This window comes from Pantoea agglomerans NBRC 102470, from assembly GCF_001598475.1.
Classification (GTDB): domain Bacteria; phylum Pseudomonadota; class Gammaproteobacteria; order Enterobacterales; family Enterobacteriaceae; genus Pantoea; species Pantoea agglomerans.
In genome coordinates this window covers 163496-175901 of the sequence record NZ_BCZA01000007.1, presented here as the reverse complement: position 1 = coordinate 175901, position 12406 = coordinate 163496, and the positions used below count along the sequence as shown (strand labels likewise).

Here is a 12406-nt window from a genome sequence, read left to right as displayed (position 1 = left end):
AAAAGCCCCTGTTGAAAACAGGGGCTTAGCATAACAACCGGATATCAGGCGCTTTTATCCGCAGAAACAATAATCTGTTGCAGATTGTAAAGCGTAATCAGCGAATGCAGTTTGTCGCTGATGCCCGTAAAGCGAGGGGTAATACCCTGTGCCCGCGCGATTTCCCGCAGATGCACCAGCAGGGCAAGCCCGGAAGAGTCCACACGCTCCAGCGCCGCGACGTCGATGGTATCGACATCTTTAATCAGCGTTTCACGTTGCTGCCACAGGCTCATCAACGTGTCGCGATCCAGTTCGCCTTTCAGTAATAGCGTGCTGGCTTCCCGCTCCCAGCGTAACGATTCGTGCATTATTGTTGTTTATCCAGCGTGATTGGCTGTGCCGCAGAAGATTTCAGCTGCGCCGTCAGACCATCGATACCTTTGGTACGTAACAGATCGCTCCACTCATTTTGTTTGGTGGTGATCATGCTGACGCCTTCAGCGATCATGTCATACGCCTGCCAGTTACCGCTCTGGCTGTTTTTACGCCACTGGAAGTCGAGGCGAACCGGTGGACGGCCATTTGGATCGATAATGGAAACGCGAATAGCGACAATCTGGGCATCGCCTAACGGCTGCTCAGGTTGAATCTGGTAGCTCTGTCCGTTGTACAGTGCCAGTGCCTGACCATAAGCCTGCGCCAGATAGTCACCAAAGGCGCTGAAGTAGGCTTCACGCTGAGCGGGCGTGGAATCACGATAGTAGCGGCCCAGCACTAACGCGCCCGCATATTTGATCTGCACATAAGGCAGCAGCTCCTGACGCACAATCTGACGCAGGTAGTTAGGGTCCTGCTTGATTTTCGGCTGCTCGTTTTTCAGACGGGTGAACGTCTTTTGCGCCGCTTCATTCATCAGTTTGTAGGGGTTGCTCTGATCGGCTGCGGTTGCCGTCAGCGGTACCGCAACCACCAGCATGGCAATCATCAGTAAACGTTTAAACATGGTATACCCTCTTCTTTAAGGTTGAGCCGGTGCCGCAGGCGCAGCACTGTCGCCTTCCTGCGCATCCTTGTTTTCACTGTTTTGTTTATTATCGCCGCTCTTATAAAGGAACTGACCGATCAGGTCTTCGAGCACCATGGCGGATTTCGTATCGCGCAGCGTATCGCCATCTTTCAGCATCGCCGAACCCAGTTCAGGATCGTCAAATCCTAAATTGAGTGCCAGGAATTGCTCACCCAGTAGTCCCTGAGTGCGAACCGCCAGCGAGCTGGTGTCTGAAATTTTATTCGCATACTGATCGCTGATGTCCATGGTGACACGCGGCAGCAGCGTTTTCGGCTCTAACTCAATGTCGGTCACCCGGCCAATCACCACCCCACCAATCTTGACCGGCGAACTGGCTTTGAGACCACCAATATTGTCAAAGGTGGCGTAGAGCTTCCACGTCGGCTCGGTGCCCATTGACTTTAAATCGGCGACGCGCAGCGCGAGAAACAGCGCCGCCAGCAACGCCATAATCATAAATATGCCAACCCAGATTTCGCTTTTTTTGCTTTGCATTGCATCAATTCCCAAACATCAGTGCTGTCAGCACAAAATCCAATCCGAGCACCGCCAGTGACGCGTGCACCACAGTGCGCGTCGTCGCGCGACTGATCCCTTCAGAGGTTGGAATCGCATCATAGCCGTTAAACAGCGCAATCCACGTCACGGTAATGGCAAATACCGCACTTTTAATCAGGCAGTTAACCACATCGGCACGAAAATCGACGGCATTCTGCATCGCCGACCAGAAGAAACCAGGATCAATCCCTTTCCAGCTCACCCCGACCAGCGCCCCACCGGCAATCCCTACCGCGGTAAAAATTAGCGTCAGTAACGGCATACTGATAAAACCGGCCCAGAAGCGCGGCGAGACCACCCGGCGCAACGGGTCAACCGCCATCATCTCCATACTGGAGAGCTGTTCGGTGGCCTTCATCAGGCCGATTTCGGCGGTCAGCGCAGACCCTGCCCGTCCGGCGAACAGCAGCGCGGTCACAACCGGCCCCAGTTCGCGCAGCAATGACAGCGCCACCAGCATACCGAGGCTGGTTTCCGCGCCATAGGTGTTTAAGACCAGATAACCCTGAAGGCCAAGCACCATGCCGATAAACAGACCGGAAACCACGATGATCAGCAGCGACAGCACGCCGACGCTATAAAGTTGTTTAATCAGTAGCGGCGTGTGTCTGCGGAACGCTGGCTTGCCCACCAGCGCATGAAAGAGCATGAGTCCTGCGCGTCCAAAACTGGCGCACGTTTCAATTCCCTGACGTCCAAATGTCGCCAGCGCCTTCAACACCATCAGTTTAGTTACTCCCTGAGCCGGTTAAATCAGCGAGATAGTCGCCGGCAGGAAAACGGAAGGGAACCGGACCATCCGCATCGCCATCAATAAACTGGCGAACGCGCGGGTCATTGTTCGCTCGCAACTCCGGCGTGGTGCCGTGTGCGATAATTTTTTGTCCGGCCACGATATAGGCATAGTCCGCAATACTCAGTACTTCCGGTACGTCGTGCGAGACCACAATACAGGTCAGGCCCAGAGCATGGTTCAGTTCATCAATGAGTTTTACCAGCACGCCCATCGTGATCGGATCCTGACCGACGAAAGGCTCATCAAACATGATCAGTTCCGGCTCCAGCGCGATAGCGCGCGCCAGTGCCACACGACGCGCCATTCCGCCCGACAGCTCCGCGGGCTTCAGCTGGGCCGCGCCACGCAGACCCACCGCTTCCAGCTTCATCAGCACTGTGCTGTGCAGCAGCGGAGGAGGCAGACGGGTATGTTCACGCAGCGGCCAGGCAACATTTTCATAGACCGTCAGGTCAGTAAACAGCGCGCCAGACTGGAACAGCATGCTCATTTTTTTGCGCGCTTCGTACAATTTAGTGCGAGACAATGACGGAATGTTTTCACCACGGAAAAAGATTTCACCGCGGGTCGGCTGAAGTTGCCCCCCAATCAAGCGTAGCAGCGTGGTTTTTCCTATCCCCGACGGCCCCATTATCGCCGTCACTTTGCCTTTTGGCACGGTCAGCGAAATGTCATCGAAGATGGTGCGATCTCCGCGCGAAAAACTCACGCCACGAACCTCAACCAGATTCGATTGCTGCTGGATCATTATAACCTCTTGTAAGGATCGGGCGTAAACATGGGGTACGATGGTAGCCTGTTCGGTCCTGATTCACGATAGCTTTACAGAAACTTACCGCTAAGATTTGGCGAAAATGGTCATTAAATTTACTTTTGCCGTCCGGACGGTCAAAATCAGCGCCTGTCTCGCCAAACAGAACCTTAAACCGGTCGGGAAAGGCATTGCCGGCCTGGGTTTTTACGCAAGGATTTTTCATGTTCGTAGCTTCTGCACTGCTGATTATCGGTTTGCTTTTACTGGCATATGGTGCCGATCGTCTGGTGTTTAGCGCCTCTATACTGTGTCGATCATTTGGCATCCCGCCACTGATTATTGGCATGACCGTTGTCAGCATCGGCACCTCGCTGCCAGAGATGATCCTCTCCTTTTCCGCCGCGCAGCATGGCCAGATGGATCTTGCTGTTGGCACCGCGCTCGGCTCGAATATTACCAATATTTTACTCATCCTGGGTGCCGCTGCGCTTATGCACCCGCTCAGCGTCCATTCTAATCTGATACGCCGTGAACTGCCGTTAATGTTGCTGGTTACCCTGCTCAGCGGTTTCATGCTGTTTGACAATCAGCTTAGTCGACTGGATGGAATAGGCCTGATCGCCATTGCCGCGATTTATCTGATGGTGGTGATTCGCATTGCGCGTAAAGCAGAACGGGATAACAACGACACCCTGACCCGCGAGCAGCTGGCCGAGCTGCCACGCGAAGAGAGCGGAAATACGGTGGCCTTTCTCTGGCTGGCCGTCGCGCTGATTATCCTGCCGATGTCGACACGAATGGTGATCGACAATGCCACGGCGTTTGCCGACTATTTTGGCGTCAGCGAACTGGTGATGGGCCTGACGCTGATCGCCGTGGGCACCAGCCTGCCCGAGCTGGCAACGGTTATTGCCGGTGCGCTGAAAGGCGAAGATGATATCGCGATCGGCAATCTGATCGGCGCCAACATTTATAATATTGCCATTGTGCTGGGTCTGCCGGCGCTGATTCACCCTGGCAGTGTCGATTATCACGCCTTCGCCCGTGATTACTGGGTGATGCTGGGAGTCAGCGTGCTGTTTGCCCTGCTCTGCCTGCTACGTCGCCGCCGCGTTGGCCGAACGGCAGGCTTATTTTTACTCTGTGGTTTCTTCGTCTGGGTGACGCTGCTGTGGATGCAGCCGGCATTCATGGACGGCTAACAAGGACAGACTCACTATGTCATATCAGCAACCAACAGCATTTGATTTCCAGCAGGCGGGGAAAACCGTACTGCGCATTGAGCGCGAAGGTCTGGAACAACTCGATCAATATATTAACGACGATTTCGCCCGCGCCTGCGCCCTGATCTACGCCTGTCAGGGTAAAGTGGTGGTGATGGGCATGGGCAAGTCTGGCCATATCGGCAAAAAAATGGCGGCGACCTTTGCCAGTACCGGCACGCCCGCTTTTTTTGTTCATCCGGCCGAAGCCAGCCATGGCGATCTGGGCATGGTGAGCAAAAATGATGTGGTCATCGCCATCTCCAACAGCGGTGAGTCGAACGAAATCCTCGCGCTGATTCCGGTTTTAAAGCGTCAGCACATTACGCTGATCTGCATGACCGGAAGGCCTGACAGTGCGATGGGCCGGGTTGCCGATGTGCATCTGTGTGTCCATGTTCCGCAGGAAGCCTGCCCGCTGGGTCTGGCACCGACCACCAGCACCACGGCCACGCTGGTGATGGGTGACGCGCTGGCGGTTTCGCTGCTGGAAGCGCGCGGCTTCACCGCCGAAGACTTTGCTTTGTCCCATCCTGGCGGTGCGCTGGGTCGTAAACTGCTGCTGCATGTGGCTGATATCATGCACAGTGGCGATGAACTGCCGCACGTCACACGGGACGCCTCGCTGCGCGATGCGCTGCTGGAGATTACCCGCAAAAATCTGGGGCTGACGGTGATCGTCGACGACCTGATGAAAATTGAAGGTATCTTTACCGATGGTGACCTGCGCCGCATCTTTGATATGGGCATCGATTTCCAGCGCGCCACCATCGGGGAAGTGATGACGCCAGGTGGCATCCGCGTCCGGCCTAATATGCTGGCGGTGGAAGCCCTGAACCTGATGCAGACCAAAAACATTACCTCGATTCTGGTGGCCGATGACGACCATCTGCTCGGTGTGGTACATATGCATGACATGCTGCGCGCTGGCGTAGTCTGAACAGGAAGAGAAAATGCAACAGGCAACCCACCCGATTGAAACCTGCTACGGCCCGGTCAGCGCTGACGTTATGGCGCGCGCCAGCAGGATTCGTCTGCTGATCTGCGATGTCGATGGCGTGATGTCCGACGGAGTGATCTACATGGGGAATAATGGCGAAGAGCTGAAGGCATTCAACGTGCGGGACGGTTACGGCGTTCGCTGTTTGCTGACCTCCGATGTGGAAGTGGCTATTATTACCGGCCGCAATGCCCGTCTGATGGAAGATCGCTGCAAAACGCTCGGCATCCGTCATCTTTATCAGGGACAATCGGATAAGCTTTTGGCCTATCGTGAACTTCTGGATAAACTGTCTCTTTCCGACGACCAGGTCGCCTACATCGGTGACGATCTGATCGACTGGCCGGTTATGGCGAAAGTGGGTTTAAGCGTGGCGGTGGCGGATGCACATCCGATCCTGTTGCCGCGCGCGCATTATGTCACGCGGATTGCCGGTGGACGCGGTGCAGTTCGCGAAGTATGTGACCTGATCTTAATGGCGCAGAACAAATTTGAGGATGCCAAAGGGCAATCAGTATGAGTAAAAGCAGGCGTTGGATAACGCTGATTCTGACCTTGATTGCACTGGTTTTGATCGGCTGGAATCTTACTAACCAGGATGACGATGGCACGCCAGTCGGGACGGACAGTCAGTCACCGACCTATACCAGTGCTGATTCACACACTGTGGTTTATAACCCGCAGGGCGCGCTGTCATATAAACTGGTCTCTGACAAAGTGACCTATTTCTCGGATGATGAACTGAGCTGGTTCGACAATCCGGTCATGACCACCTTTGATGAGAACAAAATCCCTACCTGGACGTTACGCGCGGATAAAGCAAAGCTCACCAAAGATCGTATGCTTTACCTGTATGGCCATGTTGAGCTGAATACGCTGACGCAGGATTCTCAGCTTGAGCGGATCAAAACCGATAACGCCCAGATTAATCTTGTCACTCAGGATGTTACCTCTGATGACCAGGTGACATTGTATGGCCGCAGTTTTAACTCCACCGGCATGAAAATGCGCGGCAATTTACGGACAAAAAACGCCGAGTTAATCGAGAAGGTCAAAACCTCTTATGAAATTCAAAATGAACAAAAATAGCCTGAAGCTTTTAGTGGCCAGCCTGCTGCTGGCAACCAGCGTTCCGGCGCTGGCTCTGACCGGTGACTCGGACAAGCCCGTCAATATTGACTCGCAGAATCAGGCGCTGGATTTGCAAGGCAATGTCGCGACCTTTACCGGCAATGTCATCGTGACGCAGGGCTCAATTAAAATCACGGCAGATAAAGTCGTGGTGACCCGTCCGGGCGGCGACAGCAAGAAAACCATCGTTGACGCCTACGGTAATCCCGCCACCTTCTATCAGATGCAGGACAGCGGTAAGCCGGTGCAGGGCCATGCCGCAAAACTGCACTATGAACTGGCTAACGATTTCGTTGAACTGACCGGCAATGCGTTCATTGAGCAGCAGGACAGCAACATCAAAGGCGATCGTATTACCTACCTGGTGAAAGAGCAGAAAATGCAGGCTTTCAGTCAGGGCCAGAACAAGCGCGTCACGACTGTACTGGTGCCGTCGCAACTTCAGGACAAAGGTTCGTCCAACAGCGGAAAGAAGAGTAACTGATAGCTATGGCCACATTAATCGCAGAAAACCTGGCGAAGGCATATAAAGGCCGTCGCGTGGTAGAAGATGTCAGCCTGCAGGTAAAATCCGGCGAGATTGTCGGCCTGCTGGGCCCGAACGGTGCCGGTAAAACCACCACCTTTTACATGGTAGTGGGCATTGTGCCGCGTGACGCTGGCCGCATTATTATTGATGATGAAGATATCAGTATCCTGCCGCTGCATGCCCGTGCGCGTCGTGGCATCGGCTATCTGCCGCAGGAGGCATCGATCTTCCGTCGCCTCAGCGTCTACGATAACCTGATGGCGGTCTTGCAGATCCGTGACGATCTGACCGAAGAGCAACGCCAGGATCGTGCCCGTGAGCTGATGGAAGAGTTTCACATTGAGCACCTGCGCGACAGCATGGGCCAGGCACTTTCAGGTGGTGAGCGACGTCGTGTTGAGATTGCGCGGGCACTGGCGGCTAATCCTAAATTTATCCTGCTGGATGAACCTTTTGCCGGTGTTGACCCCATCTCCGTTATCGACATTAAGAAGATCATTGAGCATCTGCGTGACAGCGGCCTCGGTGTGCTGATTACCGACCATAACGTACGCGAAACGTTAGCGGTCTGTGAGCGGGCTTATATCGTCAGCCAGGGGCACCTGATCGCACACGGCACACCGAATGAAATTCTTGCGGATGAGCAGGTTAAGCGGGTTTATTTGGGTGAAGAGTTCAGACTCTGATAAGGTGTCGTTAATACCGATGTTTACCTGGGAACGATCATCCTGTCTATGAAGCAAGGTTTACAACTCAGGTTCAGCCAACAGCTGGCAATGACTCCGCAATTGCAACAGGCGATTCGCCTGCTGCAACTCTCTACGCTTGAACTCCAGCAGGAGCTTCAGCTTGCGCTGGAAAGTAATCCGCTGCTTGAGCAGACTGACCTGCATGAAGAGATCGATTCACGGGAGTCTTCAGAGGCCGAGGCGCTGGATACACGCGAAGCGCTTGAGCAGAAAGAGATGCCTGATGAACTGCCGCTGGATGCGACCTGGGATGAGATCTACACCGCGGGTACGCCTTCCGGCACCGGCACCGATTACCAGGATGATGAGTTACCGGTTTATCAGGGCGAAACAACCCAGTCGCTGCAGGATTATCTGATGTGGCAGGTCGGCCTGACGCCGTTCAGCGATACCGATCGCGCCATTGCCACCTCTATTGTCGATGCTATTGATGACACCGGGTATCTCACCGTTTCGCTTGAGGAGATCCTTGACAGCATCGGCGATGATGAGCTCGAAGCGGATGAAGTTGAAGCGGTGCTGAAACGCATCCAGCGCTTTGACCCGATTGGTGTTGGCGCGCGCGACCTGCGTGACTGCCTGCTGGTGCAGCTTTCACAATATGCGCCCGAAACGCCGATGCTGGCAGAGGCGCGCCTGATCGTCAGCGAACATCTCGATCTGCTGGCAAACCACGATTTCCGCAGCCTGATGCGGGTCACACGCCTCAAAGAAGAGGTGCTGAAAGAGGCGATGCTGCTGATTCAGTCGCTGGACCCGCGTCCGGGTCAGTCGATCAACACCGGCGAACCAGAATATGTCATTCCCGATGTGCTGGTGCGTAAGATCGGCAGCCGCTGGACGGTTGAACTCAATGCCGATAGCGTGCCACGCCTGAAGATCAATCAGCACTATGCGGCAATGAGCGGCGCGACGCGGAACGACAGCGACAGCCAGTTCATTCGCAGTAATCTGCAGGAAGCCCGCTGGCTGATTAAGAGTCTGGAAAGCCGCAATGATACCCTGCTGAAAGTGACGCGCTGTATTGTTGAGCAGCAGCAGGCCTTTTTCGAGCAGGGTGAAGAATTTATGCGCCCGATGGTGCTGGCGGATATCGCCCAGGCCGTTGAGATGCACGAATCGACCATCTCCCGCGTTACCACGCAGAAGTATCTGCACAGCCCGCGTGGCATTTTTGAACTGAAGTACTTTTTCTCCAGTCACGTTAATACGGAAGGTGGCGGTGAAGCCTCCTCTACCGCGATTCGTGCCCTGGTGAAAAAATTAATTTCGGCGGAAAATCCAGCCAAACCCTTGAGCGACAGTAAACTGACCTCCATGTTATCTGATCAGGGGATCATGGTGGCACGGCGTACCGTCGCCAAATATCGTGAGTCTTTATCCATCCCGCCATCGAACCAGCGTAAACAACTGGTTTGAAAGAAATGAGAAGGAAGACCTATGCAGCTGAACCTGACCGGGCAACACGTTGAAATCACTCCACCTCTGCGTGAATTCGTCAACGGTAAATTTGCCAAACTGGAACACTATTTTGAACATATCAATCAGGTCTATATTGTCCTGAAGGTTGAGAAAGTCACGCAGGTGGCTGACGCAACACTACACGTGAATGGTGGCGAGCTGCACGCCACATCCGAAGCGGAAGATATGTATGCGGCCATTGACGGACTGATCGATAAGCTCACCCGTCAGCTGACCAAACACAAAGATAAACTGAAAAAACACTAACCTTCACGCTAGCGACGCGCGCCTGGCGCGCAGAGCCGACAGGATGGGGCGGATAATCCGCCCCGTTTTGTCATCTGAGCAGGCGCCGTTTGTCACACGCGTCAATACGCGCTGGCGGTGAATGGCCTGGTGAACACGCAAGTGAAACGATAATGAACAACGATCTCACACTGGAATTGAGCACAGTGCTTTCGCCAGACTGCACCCGCAGCGGCGTCCACTGCCAGAGCAAAAAACGTGCGCTGGAAATCATCAGCGAACTGGCCGCTAAGCAGCTCAACCTGCCGCACCAGACGCTTTTCGAAGCGATCCTGACCCGCGAACGCATGGGCAGTACCGGTATTGGTAACGGGATAGCCATCCCGCACGGCAAGCTGGAAGAGGATACGCTGCGCGCGGTTGGGGTGTTTATCAGCCTCGAACAGCCGATTGCGTTTGATGCCGTCGACAACCAGCCGGTCGATCTGTTGTTTGCCTTACTGGTCCCGGCTGACCAGTGCAAAACACATCTGCACACCCTGTCACTGGTGGCAAAGCGTCTGGCAGATAAAACGGTTTGCCGTCGTCTGCGCGCAGCGCAGAGTGATGAAGAGCTCTATGCCATTATTACGGAAGTCCAGTCGGAGCAGTAACGCGTCTTTACCGGCCCGGTGCCGGTTTTAAAACGGGAGAGAAGGTCATGGTGCTGATGATCGTTAGCGGTCGTTCAGGCTCGGGGAAGTCAGTGGCGCTCCGTGCGCTGGAAGATATGGGGTTCTACTGCGTTGATAACCTGCCGGTCGTGCTGCTGCCTGAGTTAGCTAACTCGCTGGCTGAGCGCAATATTTCGGCGGCGGTCAGCATCGACGTGCGTAATATGCCCGAATCCCCGGAAATTTTTGAAACCGCACTGAATAATCTGCCTGATACATTTTCCCCTCAGCTGCTGTTTCTCGACGCCGATCGCAACACCCTGATTCGTCGTTACAGCGATACGCGCCGTCTGCATCCCCTCTCCAGCAAAAACCTCTCGCTGGAGAGCGCGATTGATGAAGAGAGCGATCTGCTGGAGCCACTTCGTTCACGTGCCGATCTGATCATCGACACCTCAGAGATGTCGGTGCATGAGCTGGCAGAGATGCTGCGTACCCGCCTGCTGGGCAAGCGTGAACGTGAGCTGACCATGGTGTTTGAGTCGTTTGGCTTCAAGCATGGCATTCCGATTGACGCTGACTATGTATTTGACGTGCGCTTTCTGCCCAACCCCCACTGGGATCCCAAACTGCGCCCGATGACCGGCCTCGATCGTCCTGTGGCGGCCTTCCTTGATCGCCACACCGAAGTGCATAATTTTATCTACCAGACGCGCAGCTACCTTGAACTCTGGCTGCCGATGCTGGAGACCAATAACCGTAGCTATCTTACCGTGGCGATTGGCTGCACCGGCGGTAAACACCGCTCAGTCTATATTGCAGAACAGCTGGCAGATTACTTCCGTTCACGGGGTAAGAATGTGCAGTCACGCCATCGTACGCTGGAAAAGCGCAAATCATGACCGTCAGACAAACTGTAGAAATCAAAAATAAGCTGGGCATGCATGCACGTCCGGCGATGAAGTTATTTGAGCTGGTGCAGAGCTTTGATGCCGAAGTATTACTGCGTAATGAAGCGGGCACTGAAGCCGAAGCCAGCAGCGTGATTGCGCTGCTGATGCTCGACTCGGCAAAAGGCGGCCACATTGAGATTGAAGCCAGCGGCCCGGAGGAGATCCCGGCGCTGGCAGCGGTCATTGAGTTATTTGAAGCGGGTTTCGATGAAGATTAACGCTTAATCGAGCTGATTACGCTGCAGGAAGCCTTCCCCGCCAAGCTGGCGCATCTGACGCAGTATCCACTGCTGCCGCTCTCTGACATAGCCTGAGGGTGCAGCAGCACGATAACGTATCGGATTAGGCAGCACCGCTGCCAGTAAGGCGGCATCTGCTGCGGTCAGCCGGCTGGCAGGCTTATGGAAGTAACGCTGAGAAGCCGCCTCAACGCCAAAGATGCCCGGCCCGAACTCCGCAATATTGAGATAGACGGTTAAAATACGCCGCTTCGTCCAGACCGTTTCAATTCCTACCGTCAGACCCGCTTCCAGACCTTTACGCACCCAGCTGCGACCATCCCAGAGGAACAGATTCTTCGCCGTCTGTTGAGACAGCGTGGACGCCCCACGCATCCGGCTATCGCTGTTATCCAGTACAGACTCAATCGCCGCCACATCAAAGCCCCAATGGGTGGGAAACTTTTGATCTTCTGAGGCGATAACGGCCAGCCCCATCCAGGGCGAAATCTCGTCATGGCCGACCCAGTCTGAATGGGCGACATAACTAAAATCACCGCGTAACCAGGCTCCGATCTGTCGTTCAGCCATCACCGCTGAGAACGGCACGGGTAAGAACGAAAAGAGTAAAATGCCCGCCAGCCATATTCCCAGCCACACCAGTACGATACGACCAACAATACGTCCGATACGCTGTCCGACGCTTCCTTTATGCTTGTTCATGCAATCTTCCCACACTTGTTTCAGACGTTAATCAATCACTCATGTAATCACTGCTAAAAAAGCAGCCTTTTTACGATTATCGCTGAAAACTGACAGGCTGTTTCCAGACTTTATTCAATCATTTTGCATCAACATGCTGCAACAGTTCGAAATAGTTCAAGTACTTCCGCAAAAAAGGAATCGGTTCCATTCATTGCCATTGCTTAGCATCTTTCCAGATAAACACTTAATAATGAGTAATAAGCGCCCGCATGAATCATTTACCATGCTTAACTGTTATTATTTTCTTAATCCTGCCGCGCCCAAAGGTTAATCAGAATTA

Annotated in this window: 18 protein-coding genes; 11 read left to right on the top strand and 7 right to left on the bottom strand. The window is 54.1% G+C overall.

What is annotated here, in order from left to right:
* Window positions 1-44 precede the first annotated feature (44 nt).
* Genes mlaB through PAG01S_RS22280 form a run of 6 tightly spaced genes read right to left on the bottom strand, consistent with a single transcriptional unit; the run spans window position 45 to window position 3382 of the window.
* Entirely contained in the window at window positions 45-350 is a 306-nt protein-coding gene (mlaB, locus tag PAG01S_RS15745; protein WP_010251883.1) for a lipid asymmetry maintenance protein MlaB, read from the bottom strand.
* On the bottom strand, window positions 350-985 hold the full coding sequence (gene mlaC, locus PAG01S_RS15740) for a phospholipid-binding protein MlaC (RefSeq protein WP_010251887.1): 636 nt from the start codon (window positions 983-985) through the stop codon (window positions 350-352). Before mlaC ends, mlaB begins: the two co-directional genes overlap by 1 nt.
* A gap of 15 nt (window positions 986-1000) precedes the next feature.
* On the bottom strand, window positions 1001-1546 hold the full coding sequence (gene mlaD / locus PAG01S_RS15735; RefSeq protein ID WP_010251890.1) for an outer membrane lipid asymmetry maintenance protein MlaD: 546 nt from the start codon (window positions 1544-1546) through the stop codon (window positions 1001-1003).
* Between the two features lie 4 nt (window positions 1547-1550).
* Window positions 1551-2333 carry a lipid asymmetry maintenance ABC transporter permease subunit MlaE gene (mlaE, locus tag PAG01S_RS15730; protein ID WP_010251894.1) on the bottom strand — a complete coding sequence of 261 codons (783 nt, stop codon included), beginning with the start codon at window positions 2331-2333 and terminating at the stop codon, window positions 1551-1553.
* Between the two features lie 4 nt (window positions 2334-2337).
* Window positions 2338-3153 carry a phospholipid ABC transporter ATP-binding protein MlaF gene (gene mlaF / locus PAG01S_RS15725; protein ID WP_010672012.1) on the bottom strand — a complete coding sequence of 272 codons (816 nt, stop codon included), beginning with the start codon at window positions 3151-3153 and terminating at the stop codon, window positions 2338-2340.
* Window positions 3125-3382 (bottom strand): hypothetical protein, encoded by a 258-nt coding sequence (locus PAG01S_RS22280; protein WP_124889623.1) that lies wholly within the window; start codon window positions 3380-3382, stop codon window positions 3125-3127. Before PAG01S_RS22280 ends, mlaF begins: the two co-directional genes overlap by 29 nt.
* Between PAG01S_RS22280 and PAG01S_RS15720 the strand changes: the two genes are divergently transcribed.
* The 11 genes from PAG01S_RS15720 (at window position 3381) to npr (ending at window position 11361) form a co-directional block, all read left to right on the top strand.
* Window positions 3381-4361: a calcium/sodium antiporter gene (locus PAG01S_RS15720; protein ID WP_010251901.1), complete on the top strand. Its 981-nt coding sequence runs from the start codon at window positions 3381-3383 to the stop codon at window positions 4359-4361. The genes PAG01S_RS22280 and PAG01S_RS15720 overlap by 2 nt on opposite strands.
* 16 nt (window positions 4362-4377) lie before the next feature.
* A complete protein-coding gene (kdsD, locus tag PAG01S_RS15715) occupies window positions 4378-5361 on the top strand; it encodes an arabinose-5-phosphate isomerase KdsD (RefSeq protein WP_010251903.1) in 984 nt (327 codons plus the stop codon).
* A gap of 13 nt (window positions 5362-5374) precedes the next feature.
* Entirely contained in the window at window positions 5375-5941 is a 567-nt protein-coding gene (kdsC, locus tag PAG01S_RS15710; RefSeq protein WP_010251905.1) for a 3-deoxy-manno-octulosonate-8-phosphatase KdsC, read from the top strand.
* On the top strand, window positions 5938-6510 hold the full coding sequence (lptC, locus tag PAG01S_RS15705) for an LPS export ABC transporter periplasmic protein LptC (protein WP_010251907.1): 573 nt from the start codon (window positions 5938-5940) through the stop codon (window positions 6508-6510). The genes kdsC and lptC overlap by 4 nt, the downstream gene beginning before the upstream one ends.
* Entirely contained in the window at window positions 6485-7036 is a 552-nt protein-coding gene (lptA, locus tag PAG01S_RS15700; RefSeq protein WP_039386959.1) for a lipopolysaccharide ABC transporter substrate-binding protein LptA, read from the top strand. Before lptC ends, lptA begins: the two co-directional genes overlap by 26 nt.
* Window positions 7037-7041: 5 nt before the next feature.
* Window positions 7042-7767, top strand: a complete 726-nt coding sequence (lptB, locus tag PAG01S_RS15695) for an LPS export ABC transporter ATP-binding protein (RefSeq protein ID WP_003851107.1) — start codon at window positions 7042-7044, stop codon at window positions 7765-7767.
* A 48-nt stretch (window positions 7768-7815) separates the two neighbouring features.
* The gene (gene rpoN / locus PAG01S_RS15690; protein WP_010251911.1) at window positions 7816-9249 is read left to right on the top strand and encodes an RNA polymerase factor sigma-54; all 1434 of its coding nucleotides are present in this window, start codon (window positions 7816-7818) and stop codon (window positions 9247-9249) included.
* A 21-nt stretch (window positions 9250-9270) separates the two neighbouring features.
* Complete coding sequence (gene hpf / locus PAG01S_RS15685; protein WP_010251913.1) at window positions 9271-9558, top strand: ribosome hibernation promoting factor; 288 nt, start codon at window positions 9271-9273, stop codon at window positions 9556-9558.
* Window positions 9559-9710: 152 nt separating this feature from the next.
* A complete protein-coding gene (gene ptsN / locus PAG01S_RS15680; RefSeq protein WP_010251916.1) occupies window positions 9711-10190 on the top strand; it encodes a PTS IIA-like nitrogen regulatory protein PtsN in 480 nt (159 codons plus the stop codon).
* A gap of 47 nt (window positions 10191-10237) precedes the next feature.
* Window positions 10238-11092 (top strand): RNase adapter RapZ, encoded by an 855-nt coding sequence (rapZ, locus tag PAG01S_RS15675; protein ID WP_010251920.1) that lies wholly within the window; start codon window positions 10238-10240, stop codon window positions 11090-11092.
* Complete coding sequence (gene npr / locus PAG01S_RS15670) at window positions 11089-11361, top strand: PTS phosphocarrier protein NPr (protein ID WP_010251923.1); 273 nt, start codon at window positions 11089-11091, stop codon at window positions 11359-11361. Before rapZ ends, npr begins: the two co-directional genes overlap by 4 nt.
* 3 nt (window positions 11362-11364) lie before the next feature.
* On the opposite strand, the gene mtgA is transcribed toward npr, so the two are convergent.
* Window positions 11365-12084: a monofunctional biosynthetic peptidoglycan transglycosylase gene (mtgA, locus tag PAG01S_RS15665; RefSeq protein ID WP_062759360.1), complete on the bottom strand. Its 720-nt coding sequence runs from the start codon at window positions 12082-12084 to the stop codon at window positions 11365-11367.
* Between the last annotated feature and the right edge of the window lie 322 nt (window positions 12085-12406).